At 68.7% G+C, this 18,811-nt stretch carries 18 protein-coding genes; 5 read left to right on the plus strand and 13 right to left on the minus strand.

Going from position 1 to position 18,811, the window contains the following annotated elements; translation table 11 throughout:
- On the minus strand, positions 1-268 hold a 268-nt coding region (locus VFK57_07850), incomplete at its 3' end, for a hypothetical protein (GenBank protein HET7695603.1).
- Between the two features lie 60 nt (positions 269-328).
- On the opposite strand from VFK57_07850, the gene VFK57_07855 reads away from it, so the two are divergent.
- Together VFK57_07855 and VFK57_07860 are read left to right on the plus strand one after the other, a co-directional pair.
- A complete protein-coding gene (locus VFK57_07855) occupies positions 329-742 on the plus strand; it encodes a hypothetical protein (protein HET7695604.1) in 414 nt (137 codons plus the stop codon).
- A gap of 10 nt (positions 743-752) precedes the next feature.
- A complete protein-coding gene (locus tag VFK57_07860; protein HET7695605.1) occupies positions 753-911 on the plus strand; it encodes a hypothetical protein in 159 nt (52 codons plus the stop codon).
- Positions 912-921: 10 nt separating this feature from the next.
- On the opposite strand, the gene VFK57_07865 is transcribed toward VFK57_07860, so the two are convergent.
- Complete coding sequence (locus VFK57_07865; GenBank protein ID HET7695606.1) at positions 922-1,095, minus strand: hypothetical protein; 174 nt, start codon at positions 1,093-1,095, stop codon at positions 922-924.
- A gap of 120 nt (positions 1,096-1,215) precedes the next feature.
- Between VFK57_07865 and VFK57_07870 the strand changes: the two genes are divergently transcribed.
- Positions 1,216-3,162, plus strand: a complete 1,947-nt coding sequence (locus VFK57_07870; GenBank protein HET7695607.1) for a VWA domain-containing protein — start codon at positions 1,216-1,218, stop codon at positions 3,160-3,162.
- A 91-nt stretch (positions 3,163-3,253) separates the two neighbouring features.
- Here VFK57_07870 and VFK57_07875 read toward each other — a convergent pair whose 3' ends face one another.
- From VFK57_07875 to VFK57_07900, 6 genes are all read right to left on the minus strand, one after another.
- A complete protein-coding gene (locus VFK57_07875) occupies positions 3,254-5,641 on the minus strand; it encodes a prolyl oligopeptidase family serine peptidase (protein ID HET7695608.1) in 2,388 nt (795 codons plus the stop codon).
- A 30-nt stretch (positions 5,642-5,671) separates the two neighbouring features.
- Positions 5,672-6,700 carry a hypothetical protein gene (locus VFK57_07880; protein HET7695609.1) on the minus strand — a complete coding sequence of 343 codons (1,029 nt, stop codon included), beginning with the start codon at positions 6,698-6,700 and terminating at the stop codon, positions 5,672-5,674.
- A gap of 84 nt (positions 6,701-6,784) precedes the next feature.
- Positions 6,785-7,657 (minus strand): sulfite exporter TauE/SafE family protein, encoded by an 873-nt coding sequence (locus VFK57_07885; protein ID HET7695610.1) that lies wholly within the window; start codon positions 7,655-7,657, stop codon positions 6,785-6,787.
- A 44-nt stretch (positions 7,658-7,701) separates the two neighbouring features.
- Positions 7,702-8,109 carry a response regulator gene (locus VFK57_07890; GenBank protein ID HET7695611.1) on the minus strand — a complete coding sequence of 136 codons (408 nt, stop codon included), beginning with the start codon at positions 8,107-8,109 and terminating at the stop codon, positions 7,702-7,704.
- Positions 8,110-8,424: 315 nt separating this feature from the next.
- Positions 8,425-9,360 (minus strand): MBL fold metallo-hydrolase, encoded by a 936-nt coding sequence (locus VFK57_07895; protein HET7695612.1) that lies wholly within the window; start codon positions 9,358-9,360, stop codon positions 8,425-8,427.
- 12 nt (positions 9,361-9,372) lie between these two features.
- Positions 9,373-10,113 (minus strand): alpha/beta hydrolase-fold protein, encoded by a 741-nt coding sequence (locus tag VFK57_07900; GenBank protein ID HET7695613.1) that lies wholly within the window; start codon positions 10,111-10,113, stop codon positions 9,373-9,375.
- 14 nt (positions 10,114-10,127) lie between these two features.
- Here VFK57_07900 and VFK57_07905 point away from each other — a divergent pair, with 14 nt between their 5' ends.
- Positions 10,128-10,856, plus strand: coding sequence for an alpha/beta hydrolase-fold protein (locus VFK57_07905; protein ID HET7695614.1), 729 nt, complete (start codon positions 10,128-10,130; stop codon positions 10,854-10,856).
- Between the two features lie 67 nt (positions 10,857-10,923).
- Here VFK57_07905 and VFK57_07910 read toward each other — a convergent pair whose 3' ends face one another.
- From VFK57_07910 to VFK57_07925, 4 genes are read right to left on the minus strand one after another with little or no spacing between them, the layout of a single operon-like run.
- Positions 10,924-11,970, minus strand: a complete 1,047-nt coding sequence (locus VFK57_07910) for an aminopeptidase (protein HET7695615.1) — start codon at positions 11,968-11,970, stop codon at positions 10,924-10,926.
- Between the two features lie 8 nt (positions 11,971-11,978).
- Positions 11,979-13,304, minus strand: a complete 1,326-nt coding sequence (locus VFK57_07915; GenBank protein HET7695616.1) for a circularly permuted type 2 ATP-grasp protein — start codon at positions 13,302-13,304, stop codon at positions 11,979-11,981.
- A gap of 58 nt (positions 13,305-13,362) precedes the next feature.
- Positions 13,363-14,310 carry a hypothetical protein gene (locus tag VFK57_07920; protein HET7695617.1) on the minus strand — a complete coding sequence of 316 codons (948 nt, stop codon included), beginning with the start codon at positions 14,308-14,310 and terminating at the stop codon, positions 13,363-13,365.
- Positions 14,307-15,422, minus strand: a complete 1,116-nt coding sequence (locus VFK57_07925; protein HET7695618.1) for a carboxylate-amine ligase — start codon at positions 15,420-15,422, stop codon at positions 14,307-14,309. The genes VFK57_07920 and VFK57_07925 overlap by 4 nt, the downstream gene beginning before the upstream one ends.
- Positions 15,423-15,465: 43 nt before the next feature.
- On the opposite strand from VFK57_07925, the gene VFK57_07930 reads away from it, so the two are divergent.
- Positions 15,466-16,920 (plus strand): glycosyltransferase family 39 protein, encoded by a 1,455-nt coding sequence (locus VFK57_07930; protein ID HET7695619.1) that lies wholly within the window; start codon positions 15,466-15,468, stop codon positions 16,918-16,920.
- Between the two features lie 74 nt (positions 16,921-16,994).
- Here VFK57_07930 and VFK57_07935 read toward each other — a convergent pair whose 3' ends face one another.
- Positions 16,995-18,803 (minus strand): phosphoenolpyruvate carboxykinase (GTP), encoded by a 1,809-nt coding sequence (locus VFK57_07935; GenBank protein HET7695620.1) that lies wholly within the window; start codon positions 18,801-18,803, stop codon positions 16,995-16,997.
- Positions 18,804-18,811 lie beyond the last annotated feature (8 nt).

Raw genomic sequence — 18,811 nt, forward strand, 5'->3', positions numbered from 1 at the left:
CGCCCGGGGCTCGCAGAACCGCCAGAACCAGCAAGGGCAGCAGGGCGAACAGAACCAGCAAGGCCAGCAAGGCCAGCAGGGCCAGCAGGGTCAGCGAGGCCAGCAGGGTCAGCAAGGCCAGCAGGGTCAGCAAGGCCAGCAAGGCCAGCAAGGTCAGCAAGGGCAGCAGGGTCAGCAAGGGCAGCAAGGCCAGCAAGGGCAGCAAGGCCAGCAAGGGCAGCAAGGCCAGCAGGGTCAGCAAGGACAGGGACAAGGCCAGGGCCAGCAACAGGGGCAGGGGCAGCGCGGCCAGGGAACCCCCGACGGACGCGGCGATTCGCAGAGCGCGATGGTGAATCCGTTCGGCGGATCGGCCGGTGACGCGCGTCCGATGCCGGGCCGCTTCACGGGGGAACAGACGCGTCAGTTCCGCGGCGAGGCGCGGCAGCGCGCCGCCGACGCCGAGCAGCTGCGCCGCCTGCTCAATCAGCAGAAGATCGACGCCAAGGAGCTGGACGAGATCATCAAAGGGCTGCGCAAGCTCGATGACGAGAGCGTCTACGCCAACCCCGAGACCCTCGCCCGTCTCGAGCAGTCGGTGACGGACAACATCAAGCGCTTCGAATACATGCTGCGCCGGCGCCTCGACGCCAACGCCAGTCAGGTGTTCCTCTCGGGCAACGACGACGTCCCCGAGCAGTACCGCAAGCTGGTGGAGCAGTATTACCGGTCGCTGTCGGCGAAAGGCGGCGGCAAGCAGTAAGGGTCCTGCAGTGAGCGCTGAACCGCGCCACGGCGGGCGCTCCGTCACAAAGGCCACGAAGATCACCAAGGCCACAAAGAAAACCACATCGGTCTTCTTCGTGATCCTGGTGGCCTTCGTGAGCTTTGTGGCGGCGCGTGAACCGTTGGTTGTCTCGTGGACGCCATAATGGCGAATACTCAGACGCGCCACGGCGGGCGCTCCGGCACAAAGGCCACGAAGATCACCAAGGCCACAAAGAAAACCAGATCGGTCTTCTTCGTGATCCTGGTGGCCTTCGTGAGCTTTGTGGCGGCGCGTGAACCGTTGGTTGTCTCGTGGACGCCATAATGGCGAATACTCAGACGCGCCACGGCGGGCGCTCCGGCACAAAGTTCACGAAGGCCACAAAGCTCAGGAAGACGAGCAATTGGGTTTTCTTCGTGGTCTTTGTGTTCTTCGTGGTCTTTGTGGCGGAGCGTAGACCGTCGGTCGTGTCGGCACAGGCGCCGGCCGACAAGCCGGCGGAAGCGCAACAGCGCCCCGTGTTCCGCGGCGGCACGCACTTCGTCCGCGTGGACGCCTATCCGATCGTGGACGGCAGGATCGTCAAGGGACTGCAGGCGGCGGATTTCGAAGTCTTCGAGGACGGCAAGCCGCAGGCGATCGAGAGCTTCGACTACATCGAGTTCGAGGGGCTGACGCCGGAGGCGGAACGGCGCGACCCGTCATCGCAGCGCGCCGGTTACGACCTCGCGGCCGATCCCCGCTACCGCGTGTTCGTCGTCTACGTCGACATGGCGCTGAGCAAGTCGGCGGGACCGTTCGCGGCGCAGGAGGACCTGCCGCACATCCAGCAGCCGCTGATCGACTTCTTCGAGCGGGTCGTCGGGCCGCGGGATCTCTACGGCTTCGTGACGACCAGGAACTCGGTGAAGGATCTCGTGCTCGCGCAGAAGACCGCGGTCACCGTCAGCCAGATCAAGGACCTGTGGCGCGCCAGCGTGATCGATCGCGATGAGGCCGACGAAGTGCTGGGCTTCTGCGACGGCGTCGACATCACCAGGGCCGACGACCCGATGAAGGTGCGCTTCCGGGCGGACGCCACCTACACGAACCTGACGGATCTCGTGCGGCAGCTCGGGTCGGTTCGGCAGGAGCGGAAGAATCTCGTCCTGGTCACCAACCTGCTCCCGCGGTGGCGGCCGGATCCGTCGCTGCTCGACAAACGCGGGCAACAGATGCCGCGGGTGGGCATCGACCGCGGCCGCGTCACCGGCGACGATCGGCAGGTCGTGACCAACGCGCGCGGCGGGAATGCCAGCGGCTGCGCCGCGGAGTTCCAGCGGCTCGCGCTGATGGATTTCGAGCCCCGGTTCCGCGAACTGCTGCAGGCGGCGAAGCGGGACAACGTCAGCTTCTACACGATTACGCCAGGCGGATTGCAGGCCCCCCCCGATCGGAGCAGCACGCGCGCCATGCAGAGCGCGTACGACGACCTGCGATCGCTAGCGGACGAAACCGATGGCATCGCCGTCACCGGCACCAACGATCTGAACGCCGGTTTCAAGCGCATCGCCGACGACCTCGCCGCCTACTACGTGCTCGGCTACTACACCACCAACACCAGATTCGACGGCGGGCTGCGCAATCTGCGCGTGCGATTGACGCGCACCGGACAGCAGGTCCGCGCGCGGCGGCAGTACCGGGCGCCGACCGCCGGGGAGATCGCCGCGTTGGCCGGCTCGGCGGCCCGCGCCGCCGCCCCCGGCGGCCAGTCGGCGGTGGAAGCCGCGCTCGCCGTGCTCGAGCGCGGCGCGCGGCCGTTCGCCGTCTATGCGGCAATGGCGCCGCAGCAGATGACCGTGGTGGCGGAGCTGTCCGCGGCGTCGATCGCGGCCGGGAAGTGGAAGGAAGGCGCCGACGTCGAAGTCGATGCCGTGGCGGCGGATGGGGTGCCGATCGCCCGCGCCCGCGGGCGCCTCGAGCCGGGCGCGCACTCCACTGCCGTGGCGGTGCCGCTGCCCGCCGCTCCCTCGCGCGTCGCCGTCCGGCTGGTATCGCCGGCTGCGCCGCCGGCGGACGACTGGGCGAAGCTCCCGGCGGCTCGCCGGAAACTCATCGCCGACCCGATCGCCTACCGATCCTCATCGCGCATCGCGACACGGCCGGTGGCGGCCTTCGAGTTCGCCCGCAACGAACGGATCCGCGTCGAGTGGCCGGTGCTGTCGTCCCTCGATCGCCGCGACGTGCGCCTGCTCGATCGCTCCGGCAAGCCGATCCCGGTCGGGCTGCCGCTCGCGGAAGACGTGGAGAAGAAACAGCTGGTCCTCGAGATGTCCCTCTCGGGCCTCGGGCGCGGCGATTATCTCTTCGAGCTGACCGCCGGTTCCGGCGAGGCGGTGGAGCGTTCGCTCCTGGCGATTCGCATCCGCCCCTGACGCACGCCGCGGACTTCACGCCGCGGATTTCACGGAGCGCACGGAAACACTTCCGTGTATCGCTGTATTGCGTGCAAGCCGTGGCCGACGGTCAGCGATCTCCGCCGCGCTCCGTCACCCACGGCGACGCGAGCTCGTCCTCGTCCTCGTCCTCCGCGGCCGCGGCCGTGGCGGCAGTCTTCATCGCGTCGGTCCACCGCGGCGGGTTGACGCCGAGCAGATGGCGGACGAAGAAGTCCCAGCGCTTGCGATCCCCGTAGGTGCCGCCGGAGGTATGGCCGGCGCCGGGGATGGCGAGCAGATCGAAGTTCTTGTTGTGTCTGACGAGCTGGTTGACCACTTGCAGCGTGGACGACGGATCGACGTTGGTGTCCATCTCGCCGTAGATCAGCAGCAGATCGCCCCGCAGATGCTTCGCGTGGTCGACGTTGGACGCCTCGGCATAGTGCGGTCCGATCGGCCATCCCATCCACTGCTCGTTCCACCAGATCTTGTCCATGCGGTTGTCATGGCAGCCCGACGCCGACACGGCCGCCTTGTAGAAGTCGCCGTGGAAGAGCAGCGCGCCGAGCGCGCTCTGCCCGCCGGCGGACGTCCCGTAGATCCCGACCCGGGTGATGTCGTAGTACGGATACTTCGCCGCCACCGCCTTGTGCCACAAAATGCGATCGGGGAAGCCGGCGTCGCCCAGGTTCTTCCACGCCACGTCGTGGAACGCCTTCGATCGGTTCGACGTACCCATGCCGTCGACCTGGACGACGATGAAGCCGAGCTCGGCGATCGCCTGCATCGCGTTGTAGACGGCGAACGACTTCGGCACGAACGAGCCCTGCGGACCGGCGTAGATGTTCTCGATCACGGGGTACTTGCGCGCCGCGCTGAAGTTCGACGGCCGGTAGATCACGCCCCAGATGTCGGTGCGGCCGTCGCGCGCCTTGGCGACGAACGTCTCCGGCGCCTTCCAGCCCGACGCCTGCAGTTGCGCGATGTCGCCGGTCTCGAGGGGCAGCACCAGGCTCGCGTCGGCGGTGCGCCGCAGCTCCCACACCGGCGCCGCGTCGACGCGCGAACGGGTGTCGACGTAGAGCGTGCCGTCTTCCGAGAAAGCCACGGTGTGGTTGCCGTCGCCGGGCGTCAGCGGCGTGAGCCCGCTGCCGTCGAAGTTGATGCGGTAGACGCTGAGGAAGTACGGGTCCCTGCCCGCGGTCATCCCGCCGGCGCTGAAGATGATCTGTTTCGCCGCCTCGTCCACCTTGATCACGGCCCGCACCACCCATTCGCCGCGGGTGATCTGCTGCTTGACCGCGCCGCTGGCGCCGTCGATCAGATACAGATGGTTCCAGCCGTCGCGCTCGGACATCCAGATCACGCCGCGGCCGTCGTCCAGGTCGTAGCGGTACTTCTTGCCCGAGTCGGCGAGGTTGCCGTTGGCGGGGCGATAGTTGAAGAACGTCTTCGGCTCTTCCGAGATGACGGCGCGCACGCGGCCGGTCGCCGCGTCGGCTTCGAGCACCCGGAACACCTGGTGGCCGCGCTGGTTGTACTCGAAGGTGACCGCGCGGCTGTCCTTCCGCCACTCGAACCGGCTGAGGCCGTACGGGTTGGGGAACAGCGTGTCGTCGAGGAGCAGCGCCGACTTCGCGGCGACGTCGAAGATCACCGGCTGCGGCAGTGGCAGCGCGTCGCCCGGCTTGGCGTAGACGTTGACGGTGTGCTTCGGCTGCAGCTGATCCGCCGGCGACGACTCCACGTAGTGCACTTCGCGGCGATACCCGGGACGGACCCGGTTTGCCGCGATCCGCTTCGAGTCCGGCGACCACGCGATCGACGCGAACTCGTAGGCGTTGCCTTCCGAGCCGTCCGTGCTGAGCACGACCTGGTTGTCCCCGGTCGCGGCGTCGCGCACCGCGACGTTGTAGTTCCAGATCAGCGCCTCGAGGCGGCCGTCCGGCGACACGCGAACCGCCGGCGTGCCGTCGGCCGGCGCGCCGCCGCGCCCGCCGGTGCCGGCGCCGCCGCCCCGTCCGCCGCGGCCGCCGCCCTGCTGCGCCTCGGCTGGCGTCGCCTTGCGGCACGACGAGTCGGCGACGGTGCAGCGCCAGGTCGCGTTCTCGGCGACGAACTGGATCGCGCGCTCGGCGTCGGCGAATTCGAACGAGTTGAACGGCAGATCGAGGGCGGTGTAGCTCTTGCCCGCGGCCTTCGAGAGCGACGCGGCGATGGCGGCGTGATCGAACGCCGGCGCCTTGCTCCGCGCATCCGCGTCGACGAGGATGAAGTCATGCCCCCCCTTCACCGCGCGCCGGTAGTACGCCTTGTGCGTGCGGCCGACCCATCGCGGCGGCTCCGGCACGTTGCCGACCTGCGCCTCGTACTGCCGGCGCAGACCGAGCGCGCGGTCGTAGTCCGCTTGCGTTCCCTGCGCCAGCACGGGAGCGGCACACAGCGCGCCGGCGATGGTCAAGAGCAGTCGTTTCATGACAGATCACCCGATCACCCGATCGCCCGATCACCAGATCAATTTCCCGACCCTGCCTCGCTCGCCGACGCCCCAGCCGACGCGGCCGCGGGGCGCAAACGCGAACGCATGGTATCCGCCGCCGTCGACCGGCGTCCAGCTTTGTCCGTCATTCGCGCTGATGTCGGCCCCCTGCGGGCCGACGGCGATCCATGATCCCGGCGCCCCCGGTACGCGGGCGACGACGGAGCGAAAGCCGCCGAGGCCGGCGACCGCCTGCCACGTGCGGCCGCCGTCGAGCGTCACCGCGGCGTTGTTCGCCGCGTCGTGTTCCTTGCGGTAGTCGCCCCCGACGGTGAGTCCGCGGCGCGGATCGCGAAAGGCGATGGAGAAGATGCCGGCAGACTCCGATCCCGCCACCGGCGTGTCGGCGATCGTCCAGGTCGCGCCGTAATCGCTGGTGTGCAGCACGCGGCAGCGCGCCGCCGCGCCGGTCCCGATCCAGGCGTGCCCGCCGGGCAGCACCGCGACGTTGGTCCCGCTGCCGGCGAACGCCCCTTCATTCGGCAGCGCCGGCGGCAGACCTGCGGCGGGGACGCGCGCCCACGTCCGACCGCCGTCCACGGTGCGGAGGATGTCGAACCGGCCGTCGATCGAATCACCCATCACCAGGCCGCGGCGATCGTCCCAGAAGGCCATGGCGTCGAAGAACCCTTTCGGCTCCTGGTTGGTGAACTGGAGCGTCCATGTCGCGCCGGCGTCGGTGGTCTTGTAGATGCGCGACGCGGTGCCGGGACCGATGCTCAGGACGTAGGCGGCCGCCGCCGTGATCGCGTCGACGTCGCGGAAGTCGAGCGACGCCGCGTCGGGGATGCTGAGCCTCGCCCACGTCGCGCCGGCGTCGCCGGTACGCAGCACCGTGCCGCTCGCGCCGCTCGCCCATGCCACCCGCTCGCTGACCGCGCTCACGCCGCGCAGCCGCGCCGTGACTCCGCTCGTCTGCGCTTCCCACCGCGGCGGCGCCGGGGCCATGGCCAGCCAGCCCGCCATGGCGAGCGCGGAGAGGAGGAACGTTTTCACGCGCGAATTCTCCCACGGAACGGATCCCGTCTTCGCAGGCCGGACCGCGAGTGGCGGGCGCAGCGGTTCCCGCCGCCGGCGACATCAACTCCGCGGCAGCCGTTCCCCCTCCGCCGCCGAGCGTTCGGTGAACGCCGAGTAGAGCATCGTCAGCGCCGTGTAGAGCACGACGACGATCACCAGCCAGCGCACCGTGGTGAGATTCAGGTTCTTGACGATCAGCCCGGCGACGAGGACGCCGGGAATCCCGCCGAGCGCCAGGCCGAGCGCGACCGACCGGCTGTAGGCACGTTCGCGGATGAACTTCAGGCTGCCCACGGGCATCAGGAACGCGCACGAGCCCATCATGATCGGGAACGCCGTGCGTTCGCTCATCCCCAGCAGGCTGACCAGCACCATGCACGGCGCGTAGAGGCCGATGCCGAGCGACATCAGCGCGCCCAGCAGGAAATTGCCCGCCACGGCGAGCACCAGCGTCGCACCGCGCACGCCGATCGCGTCCGATCCCGCCGGAAAGAGATTGAGATTGCGCATGGTGAAGAACATCGCCGCGGCGAGCAGCGCCAAGCCCATCCCCAGCTGCACCCGCCGTTTCGGCCATCGTGCGACGATTCCGGCGCCCAGCCACGCGCCGGCGACCGCCGCGGCAATCATCGAGAACAGCGTGAGCACGTCGACCGGGATCAGCGCGGTGAAGATGAAGGCCTGCGCCACCGTCGGCAGGGTGTGTCCGGCGTTCAGCGTGCCGGGGATGACCCGGTCGGGCACCATCTTGAAGGCGCGGAATATCGCGGTGCTCGTGGCGAACGATCCGATTCCCAGCGCGTCGAGAAAATTGGTGACCGCGCCGGTGACGATCGACAGCGGGGTGGGTCCGTCTTCGATTCTGGACCAGGCGACGATATAGCCCCCGGTGAGCACACCAAGAGCCACCAGCAGCGCGGTAATGGGATTCATTCGCCCGGTAGCTTACAACACGCCGGCGGGCGGCCCGGGAGGGCCTAGCGCTTTTTCCTGCCGACCGCGCCGGTGCCGAGTGCGGCGCGGACGCGCGACACCAGATCGTCGGGCAGGCACGGCTTGGTGACGAAGCCGTCGCAGCCCACTGCCGCCGCCTCGCGCCGTGCGTGGTCGAAGGCGTGCGCGGTCAGCGCCAGGACGGGAATGTGGCGGGTTGCGGGATTGCGCTTCAACTCCCGGGTCGCCTGCCAGCCGTCGAGCACGGGCATGCTCGCGTCCATCAGGATGAGATCGGGCTGCAGCGCGATCGCCTGATCGATGGCTTCCCGGCCGTTGCCGACGGCGTGCACGGAGATGCCCGAGAATTCCAGGTAGTCGCGGTACAACTCGCGGGCGTCTTCGAAGTCTTCAGCGAGCAGCACGAGAGGCTGTCCGCGCTTGCGTGTCACGTTGTGTGCCTCCGGGGGAGCTGGCACTCTTCGCCTTGCGATTCCCGTGCCACGGCTGAGTTCTTCAGCTGAAAACGGCACGCACCATGCGGCACCCCCGGCAAAGCCGGGGGCGGAGCGGGTTTCGCGTCGGGTTTTCTTACAAAACGCGGGTTGTCATGACGTTGATTTGTCCGAAGTGTGAGGCCGGCACGGAGCTGCGGGGCACGATGGACGTCTATTACCTGACGTGGTGTCGGGAATGCGCCCGGTTGTGGCGTATCGAATTGTGGACGCTCCTCCACACCGACGAACCCAGCCGGAAGCTGCCCTGGATCACTTCGCGCTGAGCTCCTCGAACGCGGCGGTGAGCACACCGCCGAGCGTCAGCGCCGTGCCGCTGCCTTGGTACGATTCGAAGCCCGGCAGTAGCGTGGCTGCGGCAATCGCCTCCTTGCTCTGTCCCGCGGCGATCCCCTTTCTGGCGAACGTCAGCGCCGCGTCCAGGTAATCACGGAAGCGCAGCACCGCCTTGCGGTCCGTCGTCACCGGCAGCCCGTCCCGCGAGTGCCCGGCGATGTAAATGGTGTCGGCCGGCATCGCCGCGGTGACGCGCTCGAGGATCTTCATCCAGTTCTGCATCGACGCCCCCGCCGGACGATCGACGCGCGGGTGACGCTCGTGGAACAGCAGGTCCCCCATGTGGACGACGTGCGCGCGCTCGAAATGGACGATCGCGTCGCCGCCGGTGTGCCCGGGGCCGTCGTAGCGCGCGGTCATCTTCTCGTCGCCGAAATCCTGCGACCAGGCCGTCTCGAAGATCGCGTCGGGAATCGCCGGCGCGGCGGCCGGGGGCGCGCTGGACGCCGACAGCGCTTTCCGCATCAGATCCGGCACGTTCCTGTGGGCGACGATCTTCTTCACCACCGGGCGAAACACGCCGTTGCCGCCGGTGTGATCGCCGTGATGGTGGGTGTTGAACAGCATGTCGATGCCGCGGTTCGGCGCCTTCTGCTTCAGGCCGTCGATGCACGCCTGGGCGGTGTCGGCGTACTGGCTGTCGACCACCGCGACCGCATCGCGCGTCACCAGCCAGCCGATCGTGCCGCCGCGCATCGTGAACACGCCGACGTTGCGGCGCACGTCCTCGAATTTCGGCGGCGCCGACACCGGCTGCTGCGGCGCCGCCCGGGCGAAGATCCGGCGCGGCGCGAGCAACCCGGCCGCTCCGACGGATGTCAAGACGAAGAACGCTCGGCGATCGAGTTTCATGGCGGCGTCAGATTACTTCTCCCCGAGCAGAAACTCCAGTGCCTGCGGGAGCCGCCAGGCCCAGTCGGATTCCTGGTGCTTTCCCCCGTCGGCTTCGAGGTAGGCCAGCGTGTCTTTGCGATATCCCTTCCGCCGCAGCAGCCGGTTGAGCGCGCGGGCATTCTGCAGCGTTCCGGCCCCCTCGTCGGTTCCGACGTCCACGTACAGCCGCCCGCGGGTCGTCCGCGCCCGTTCGACGAACCGCAGGATCTCGCGTCCGCCGAACCACACCGACGGGCTGAGCACCGCGGCGCGGCCGAACGGCGACGGACGCCGGAAGAACGCGTACAGGCTGATCAACCCGCCCATCGACGAGCCGGCGACGACGGTGCTGTCGCGATCCTTCCTGGTGCGGAACGCGGCGTCGATGCGCGGCTTCACGGTGTCGATCAGAAAACGCGCGTAGCGATCGCCGTCGCCGCCGCCGTGCGCCGCGTCGGGGAACGGGCTGTACTCGGCCAGCCGTCCGGGCGTGTTGTGGATGCCGATCACGATCGGCTCGATCCCGCGGCCGGCGAGCCACGCGAGCCCCTCGTGCAGGCTCCACGTCTTACCGGCAAACGCGATCGACGGGTCGGAGAGGTTCTGCCCGTCGTGCATGTACACCGCCGGATAGCGCCGCCGGCCCTGGCTGTACGAATCCGGCAGGTACACGTCGATGCCGCGCCGGTTCCGCAGCTGCGGCGACCACAATTGGAAGGTGTGCTTTTCCATTAGACTTCTACGTGATGCAGCGCGAGGCGCACTACTGGTATTCCCATCGGCTCGGCCGCGACATGGGCGTGGTGATCTTCGGCCATTACGGCCCGCCGATGATCGCCTTTCCGACCACCGGCGGCGACGAATGGGAGTACGAGCGGCAGGGGGTCATCGGTGCGATGTCGGGCGCGATCGAGGCGGGCCGCGTGAAGGTGTTCTGCGTGAACACCAACAACGCCGACTCGTTCGGCAACGGCGGCGCGCACCCGCGGCACCGCAGCTACATGCAGGCGCAGTACGACGCCTACATCGTCGAGGAAGTGATGCCGTTCGTGCGGAGCCACTGCCGCACCGAGGACATCGCGATGTGGGTCATGGGGGCGTCGCTCGGCGGATATCACGCGGCGAACACCATCCTCAAACATCCGGACGTGGTCAAGCGCTGTTTCGCGCTCTCCGGCGTCTACGACATGCGCCGCTTCATGAGCGGCGACTACGACGACAACTTCTATTTCAACAATCCCGTCGACTACATGAGCAGCATGTCGGACGGCTGGACGCTGCACCAGCTCTCGAGCTGCGACATCCATCTGGCGACGGGAACCGGGCCGTGGGAGCATCCCGAGGAAGCCTACCGGCTGTCCGCCATCCTGGCGAGCCGCGGCATCCGGCACAACCTCGACGACTGGGGCGCCCAGGGAGGGCACGATTGGCCGTACTGGCGCCACATGATGTGGGAATACATGAATTACGTTTGAGTGCGCAGTGCGCGGTGCGCGGTGCGCAGTGCTCAGTGCGCAGTGCTCAGTGCTCAGTGCTCAGTGCTTAGTGCTCAGGGCTCTGTCCCTGGTCCGTGAGGCCGAGGACCTCGAGTTGGTACCGGCCGCGGGCGATCACCTGCAGGTCGTCGATCCACACGTCGCAGTCGCGGGTGAGCACGTCGATGTGGGTGCGTGATTTCCAGTCGGCGCCGGTCTGGCTGCCGTAGGGATCGCCGAAGGCCAGGTGCACGCCCGGGACTTTCTCGTCCTGGAGCAGGATGCCAATCATGTCGGTCAGGGCGAGGTTGGTGCCGAATGCCAGCTCGCCGACGCGATCGCTCGAATCGTCCGTGTGACAGTACTCCCAGAATTCGCGCTCCAGCTCCTTGCGCGCGCAGTCCGCCGACACCAGCCGGCCGCCGGCGATTTCGAGCGTCAGCGGCGTCGGTGACAGGTCGCCATACTTGGGACCGAAATAATCGCCGGCCGTCGCGTTGCAGACGAACCGGCCGTCCACGGAGGCCGGCGTGGTGAACACCTCGCCGGCCGGCAGATTCGACCAGTAGCGGGTGTTGATCAGCCCGCTCGTCTTCACCCAGTGCAGCGCCGGATCGAAGGTGGCGCGCAGCGAGGTGCCGTGCGGCGTCTCGACGCGGAGCGATTCGGCGGTCCGCATCCGGTCGCACAGCGCCGTGCTCAAGCGATCGACCAGGCGATAGTCGGCCCGCATTCCCTGCGTCATGATGCCCGGCGTGACGCCCACCATGTGGGCGTAGCGGATCTGCCGCCGCTCGACGGTCGCGACGATCCGCATCCGCGCGCCGAGCTCTCCCTGCTGCGGCTGCACGCAGAGGATGCCGGCGTCGCAGCGTTCGAGCGCCTCGAGCACCGGGGCCGGCGCCTCGGTCATCGGACGTGCGGCGACGCGCTCGATGAGCACGCCGTCCGGCGCCGCCCCGCAGTCGACCAGGGCGGCCTCGAGGCTCGCCGCCACGGCGCTGCTGGCGCGATCGGCGATGACCGCGACCCGCTCGCCGCGGCGGACGGCGAGACAGACTTCAACGGCATTGCGCGCTCCGGGCGCGAGCTGCGGCGGAAACGACCCGAACATGCCTGTACTCATGACACCGGCTCGGCGACGAAGGCCGGCACCTGGCCGCCGCCCGATGTGACGTTGGCGAGGCCGGTGGCGCTCAGCCGCGTGAGGAAGCCGCCGACGCGGCCGCGGAAGACGTAGGGCGCGAAATCCACCAGCATCTCCCGGTCGCTCGCGCGATCGCCGGCGCAGACGGGAAACACTTCGCGCCGGACGTGGATCCGCTCCTGCGCCACCCAGCCGCGATCCGCCTCGGCCAGCGCACGCTCGATCGCCGCGTCCCAGTCGGCGTCGGAGGCTTCCCACCCGAGCGTGACGCCGGTGCCGCCGTACTCGTCGTTCGGCTTCAGCACGAGCTGCTCGCGCCGGCGGCGGATGTCTTCCGCGCCATGCTCGCGCACGACGCGGGTCCACGGCACGTGCGCCGCGATGACGTCCCGCTCCTCCCTGGAGAACAGCCCGGCATGGCGCTCGTCGGTCAGCACGGCGAAGAACGCCTTCTTGTGCGCGATCTTGCAGCGCAGACTGTTGGCGACGCAGACCGCGCGCGCGCGATACGCCTCGACCAGCGCCCGGCAGTCGTCGGCGCGCGCGACGATGTCGTTGATCAGGACGCGGCGGTAGACCAGATCGATCGGCCGGCCGCCGGCCGCCAGACGGCGGCCGTCGAACTCGAGGTCGCGCGGGTCGGCGACCAGCGCCGGCACCCCGGAGGCGGCGAACGCATCGCGCAGCAGCTCGAACTCGCTCCAGGTCGGGACGCCGCGGAAGTCGACGATCGCGATCTGCGGCGGCGAAGCCGTGCCGCCCCAGTCGCGGTAGCTCTCGAGCAGCGCCTGCAGCAGGTGCGCGATCGGCGTGTCGTGCCGCACCGCGAACGACTCCCGGAAGCGCGCCATCAGCGCCCCCTCCTCGAACAGCTCCGCGAGCCGCTGGCTATAGCCCGGCCCCGCCGGCGACTCGGCGTTGTACTCGGCGAACTGCAGCGAGTCGGGCAGCAGGAAGGCGTCGGCCCGTCCGGCGGTGCTGGACACGCCGTAGCCGGGATCGATCTCCGCGAGCGCGATCTCGGCATCGCTGAGACACAGATCGCGCAGCAGCTCGGGACGCTCGCGCGCGGCGTCCGCCACCCGCTCCCCCAGCCGCCACAGCGTCTCGGCGGCGTGCCTGACGCGCTGCTCGTCGGCCACCGAGAGAAAGAACGGGCGAAGAAACGGGCAGAGCAGCCGCTCACCGAAGGTCAGCCGCCGCTCGCGCATCTGGACGGCGAGCGCGCCGCACAGCCCGCTTCCGTCCTGCGCGTGCACCAGCGCCTGCCACTCGGCGATCGGATCCAGTCCCTGAGTCATCGTCTGATTGACAGCCGCCCCCGCTCACGTCCGTGGCAGGGCCGCTGACCACACCCCTTCAAATCGCGGTCGCGTGCGACAGGCCGGTCATCTCCGCCCACCGCGGCCACGACTGCGACGCCTTGCCGCTCAGCGCCCGGTCGATCACCAGCCGGGTCATACGGTCGAGCACCAGCTCGAAATAGTGCGGCGTGATGCGGTCGCGCTCGAAGTCCGGCGCCGGATTCAGGAAGTCGATCGCGTAGGGGACGCCGTCCTGCACGGCGAACTCGATCGTGTTCATCTCGTAGCCGAGCGCGGTGTTCAGCGTCTGTGCGTCCTTGACGATGCGCGCGCCGAGATCGGACTCGAGATAGGCGTGCTCGACCAGGTAGCGCCGCTCGGCGACGTCGTAGCGCACCGGCGTGATGTCGGTCTTCCCGAAGGTGAAACAGCGGACGTACTTGTCGAAGCGGATGAACTGCTGCAGCGTCATGCAGTACGGTCCGGTGTTGTCGTACGCGGCGAGCAGTTCCTCCTTGTTGTTGACCTTGTACACGTGCTTCCAGCCGCCGCCCGAGTAGGGCTTGAGGATCGCCGGCCGTCCCACGTAGTCGAGCAGGCCGTCCCAGTCGATCGGATACCCGAGATTGCGCAGCGACTCCGACGTCAGATCGACGTCGGCGGGATACGACTTCTGCGGCAGCACCACCGTCCTGGGCACCGCCACCCCCACCCGCTCGGCGACCGCGTAGTTGAAGAACTTGTCGTCGGCGGTCCACCAGAACGGGTTGTTGATGACGTACGCGCCCTGCAGCACCGCATGCTTCAGGTAGGCCCGGTAGTACTCGACTTCGTGCGAGATGCGGTCGACGATCACGCGATACTCGGGCCGTTCCCCCATCCGCGTGCCGGTGAGCGTGACCATCTCGGCGGTGATGCCGTGCTCGCGTCCCGCGGCGTTCACCCGCTCGATGAAGGCAGGGGGGAAGGCGTATTCGCGACCGCACAGCAGCCCGACTTTCACGAACGGACCTCCTCGTTGCTCTCACGCGTGGCCGCAATCAGCCAGTTCACCACCTGCCGCAGGTCGCCGGTCTCGCGAAACACGGCGAGCTGGCGATCCGCGCTGGTGCCCTCGGCGAGGATCGTCTCGATGTAGCCGAGCGCCTTCCGGCTGCCCAGCTCGTCGACGACGTCGTCGACGAATTCGAGCAGTTCTCTGGCCAGCACGCGCATCGGCACTTCCTGGCGCTTGCCGAAGTCGATCAGCTGCCCGTCGAGCCCATAGCGCGCCGCCCGCCACTTGTTCTCTTCGACCAGCGCGCGCGAGTAGATGCGAAAGCCGAGATTGCTGCGCCGCAGGCGGTACAGTTTCACCACCAGCGCCTGGGCCAGCGCCGCGAGCGCGATGGTGGCGCGGGGCGAGGTCGGCACGTCGCAGATGCGGAACTCCAGCGTGCCGAACACCGGATGCGGCCGCAGGTCCCACCACACCTTCTTGCCGTCGTCGATGCAGTGCAGCGCGACGAGGGTGTCGACGTATTCCTCGTACTGGCTCCACGAGCTGAACTCGTCGGGAATGCCGCTGCGCGGGAAGCGGCGGAAGACCGTGGTGCGGTACGACTTGAGCCCGGTGTCGCGTCCCTGCCAGAAGGGCGAGCTGGTCGAGAGGGCGAGCAGGTGCGGCAGGAAGTAGCGCGCTTCGTTCAGCAGCTCGATCGTGCTGGCCTTGTCCGGGACGGCGACGTGGATGTGCAGCCCGAAGATCAGCAGCGATCGGGCCAGCTGCTGCAGCTCCTCGACGATGTTCTGGTACCGCTCGCCGGGGGAGACGAGCTGGTCCTTCCAGCTGGAGAACGGGTGCGTGCCGGCGGCGGCGATGCGCAGCCCGACGCTCTCGGCGCTCTGCGACAGCTCGCGGCGGATGCGGCACACCTCCCGCTCCAGCTCGTTGACGTCGGCGCAGATCTTGGTGCCCACTTCGACGATCGACTGATGCAGCTCGCGCTTGATCTGATCGCCGAGGGCCGGCGCGCTCGCGGTGAGCAGCTCGGAGACGTGCGATCGCAGCGCGCCGGTGTCGGGGTCGACGATCTGGAATTCCTCCTCGACGCCGATCGTGAAGGCGTGGGCCATCACGCGATCATAGTGCAAGTGATATCCTGCCCAGCCTCAAGGCATGCAGCGGATTGTCCTCGTTGTGATCCTCGCGGTCGCGGCCGCGGCGCGGCTGTGGTTCCTCCACGCCGGCATTCCGCACGCCGTGGGCATCGACGAGCCGCAGGTGATCGGACGGTCGCTCGCCATCCTGCGCAGCGGCGACTGGAACCCCCACATCTTCGATTACCCGACGCTGGTCATCTATCTGCACGCCGCCATCGCGATCGCCCGCTTCCTGCTCGGCGCGGTGCGCGGTGAATGGAATTCGCTGGACGCCTTCGCGGTCGACGCGGTCTACGAGACGGGACGCGTGGTGGCGGCGCTGATCGGCGTGCTGACGGTCTATCTCACCTACCGGCTCGCCCGCGAGCTGAGCGGCCGGCCGGCGGCCACGCTCGCGGCGGCGCTGCTGGCGGTGCACCCGCTGCACGTCCGCGAATCGCATTTCATCCTCACCGACGTGCCGATGGTGATGCTGACCACGCTGGCGCTGTGGCTTGCGGTGCGGGCGGCGCGCCGCCGCGACACGACCGCGTACGCCTGGGCCGGCGCGCTGTGCGGGCTGGCGGCCGCCGCGAAGTACACCGGCGGGGTGGTGCTGATCGCGCCGCTGGCGGCGTGGGCGATTGGCGAGCGCGCGGCTGCCGACCGGTGGCGCAAGCTCGCCGCGATCGTCGGCGCGGCGGCGGTCGCGTTCCTTGCCGGCGCGCCCTACACCGTGCTCGACATGCCGGCGTTCCTCGACGGCTTCGCGGCGCAGTTCGCGCGGTTCGCGGGACCGCCGAGGGGCGCGGAGCCGGCATGGCTCACGTATCTGAAGCACCTCTCGCCGTCATGGGGACGCGCGTCCGTGCCGCTCGCGATCGCCGGCATGCTGATCCTGCTGACCCGCGCCGGCGCGCGGCGCGCCGCCATTCCGGTGATCGCGTTCGCGCTGGCGTTCTTCTACGTGGTCGCGACGCACTCGCTCGTCTTCGGCCGCTACGCACTGCCGCTCGTCCCGGTCGTGTGCATCATGTCGGCGGTTGCCGTGCTGGCGCTGGCCGGCTACGTCCGCCGGTTCGGGCCGCTGCGCCGCCCGGCGCCGGCGGCGGCATTGCTGGTGGCCGTGCTCGCCGGGCTGCTGTGGCCGCCGGCGGCGGTCGCGGTGCGCTGGCTCGATCAGTACAAGGAGGCCGAGACGCGCACCCTCGCGGCGGACTGGTTGAAGGCGAACGCGCCGAAGGGAGCGCGCGTTGCGACCGAGAACAGCGGTCCGACGTATCTCGACGCCGCGGGATTCCGCGTGGCGCCGACGGAACTGCTGCTCGATCATCCCATCGACTGGTATCGCAGCCGGGTGGATTTCCTGGTGATCAGTTCCGCCGACCTGTCGCGCTACGGGGACTACCTGACCGCCGGTCCCACCGTCTTCCAGATCGCGCCGACGAGCCAGCGGTGGGGACCGCCGATCCGCGTCGTGCGCCTGAAATGAGCCGACCGCCCGATCACCCGATCACCCGATCACCCGATCACCCGATCACCCGATCACCCGATCACCCGATTCCCCTACGTTCCGCTGTCTCTCCCGACCAGATCCGGTGGGGTGATCGCGGTGTGGATCCGCCGCGCCAGATCCTCGTGCTCCTTCCGCAGCTCCTTCGGCGTGTGCTCGCCGAACATGTGGAGCAGCTCTTCCTGACCGGCGACCGCTTCGACCCATTCCGCGGGATCGACGCGGAGCAGCGCCGCCATGTCGGCGTCGCTGACGTTGAGTCCGGCGCGGTCGATCCCGTCGGGCGTGGGCACGGCGCCGATCACCGTATCCACCGCGCTGCCGCGTCCCTCACACCGGTCGAGGATCCACTGGAGCACGCGGAGGTTGTCGCCGAAGCCCGGCCACAGGAACCGCCCCGCCTCGTTGGTGCGGAACCAGTTCACGCGGAACACCTTCGGCGGGTTGGCGAGACCCGCGCCGACGTCGAGCCAGTGCTGGAAGTAATCCCCCATGTTGTAGCCGCAGAAGGGCCACATTGCCATCGGATCGCGGCGCAGCACGCCGACCCTGCCGGTCGCGGCCGCCGTCGTCTCGGACGACAGCGTCGCGCCGAGAAAGGTCCCGTGCTGCCAGTCGCGCGCCTGGAACACGAGGGGAATCCGCCGCTGACGCCGCGCGCCGAAGATGATGGCGTCGATCGGCACCCCTTCCGGGTTGTCGAACTCGGGCGAGAGCGATGCGCAGTTCGTCGCCGGGGTCGTGAAGCGGCTGTTCGGGTGCGCCGCCTTTTCGGTCGACGCCGGCGTCCACGGGCGGCCCTGCCAGTCGAGCGCCTCCTGCGGCGCCGGATCGTCGTGTCCCTCCCACCACGGCGTGCCGTCGGGCCGCAGCGCCACGTTGGTGAAGATGGTGTCGCGCTGGATCATCTCGGCCGCGATCGGGTTGGTCTTCCGGCTGGTGCCGGGGACCACGCCGAAGAACCCCGCTTCGGGATTCACCGCGTACAAGCGCCCGTCCGATCCCGGCCGCAGCCACGCGATGTCGTCGCCGACCGTCGTGGCCTTCCATCCCGGCATCGTCTTGGGCGGCAGCAGCATCGCCATGTTGGTCTTGCCGCACGCCGAGGGAAACGCCCCGGCGATGTAGTGCATCCGTTTCTGCGGATCCTCGAGCCCGAGAATCAGCATGTGCTCGGCCAGCCAGCCTTCCGTTTTCGCCAGCCAGCTCGCCAGCCGCAGCGCCATGCACTTCTTGCCGAGCAGCGCGTTGCCGCCGTAGCCCGAGCCGATCGACCACACGGCGTTGCTCTCGGGGAAGTGCATGATGAAGCGCCGCTCGGGGCTCAGATCGCCGAGCGAGTGGAGGCACTTCGTGAAATCGTTCGACCCGGCGAGGTGATCCAGCGCCACCTGGCCGACGCGCGTCATCACGCGCATGCTGAGCACGACGTACTTGCTGTCGGTGATTTCGACGCCGACCTTGGAGAAGCGTGATCCCGCCGGCCCCATCAGGAAGGGGACGACGTACATGGTGCGGCCCTTCATGACGCCATCGAACAACGGCGTCAGTCTGGCGATGGCCTCGGCGGGCGGCATCCAGTTGTTGTTCGCCCCCGAGTCCTCTTTCTTCCCGGTGCACACGAAGGTGAGATGCTCGGTGCGGGCCACGTCGTGGCTCGCGCTGCGGTGCAGATAGCAGCCCGGCATCTTCTGCTGGTTCAGCTCGATCAGTTCGCCGGTGGCGAGGGACTCGGCGATCAGTTCGTCGCGCTCGGCTGCCGATCCATCACAAAAAAGAATGCGATCCGGCCGGGTCATTGCGGCGACTTCATCGACCCACTGGCGGATTCCCGCGTGTTTCAACGCGCCCTTGTCGCTCATGAATGCAT

The organism is Vicinamibacterales bacterium, from assembly GCA_035699745.1.
In the GTDB taxonomy this organism is placed as follows: domain Bacteria; phylum Acidobacteriota; class Vicinamibacteria; order Vicinamibacterales; family 2-12-FULL-66-21; genus JAICSD01.

Bases quoted from the DNA above. Each gene is read 5' to 3' on its own strand.
- VFK57_07855 (HET7695604.1), top strand. From the start codon at position 329: ATGGTGAATCCGTTCGGCGGATCGGCCGGTGACGCGCGTCCGATGCCG.
- VFK57_07875 (HET7695608.1), bottom strand. From the start codon at position 5,641: ATGAAACGACTGCTCTTGACCATCGCCGGCGCGCTGTGTGCCGCTCCC.
- VFK57_07885 (HET7695610.1), bottom strand. From the start codon at position 7,657: ATGAATCCCATTACCGCGCTGCTGGTGGCTCTTGGTGTGCTCACCGGG.
- VFK57_07895 (HET7695612.1), bottom strand. From the start codon at position 9,360: ATGAAACTCGATCGCCGAGCGTTCTTCGTCTTGACATCCGTCGGAGCG.
- VFK57_07900 (HET7695613.1), bottom strand. From the start codon at position 10,113: ATGGAAAAGCACACCTTCCAATTGTGGTCGCCGCAGCTGCGGAACCGG.
- VFK57_07905 (HET7695614.1), top strand. From the start codon at position 10,128: ATGCAGCGCGAGGCGCACTACTGGTATTCCCATCGGCTCGGCCGCGAC.
- VFK57_07910 (HET7695615.1), bottom strand. From the start codon at position 11,970: ATGTTCGGGTCGTTTCCGCCGCAGCTCGCGCCCGGAGCGCGCAATGCC.
- VFK57_07915 (HET7695616.1), bottom strand. From the start codon at position 13,304: ATGACTCAGGGACTGGATCCGATCGCCGAGTGGCAGGCGCTGGTGCAC.
- VFK57_07925 (HET7695618.1), bottom strand. From the start codon at position 15,422: ATGGCCCACGCCTTCACGATCGGCGTCGAGGAGGAATTCCAGATCGTC.
- VFK57_07930 (HET7695619.1), top strand. From the start codon at position 15,466: ATGCAGCGGATTGTCCTCGTTGTGATCCTCGCGGTCGCGGCCGCGGCG.
- VFK57_07935 (HET7695620.1), bottom strand. From the start codon at position 18,803: ATGAGCGACAAGGGCGCGTTGAAACACGCGGGAATCCGCCAGTGGGTC.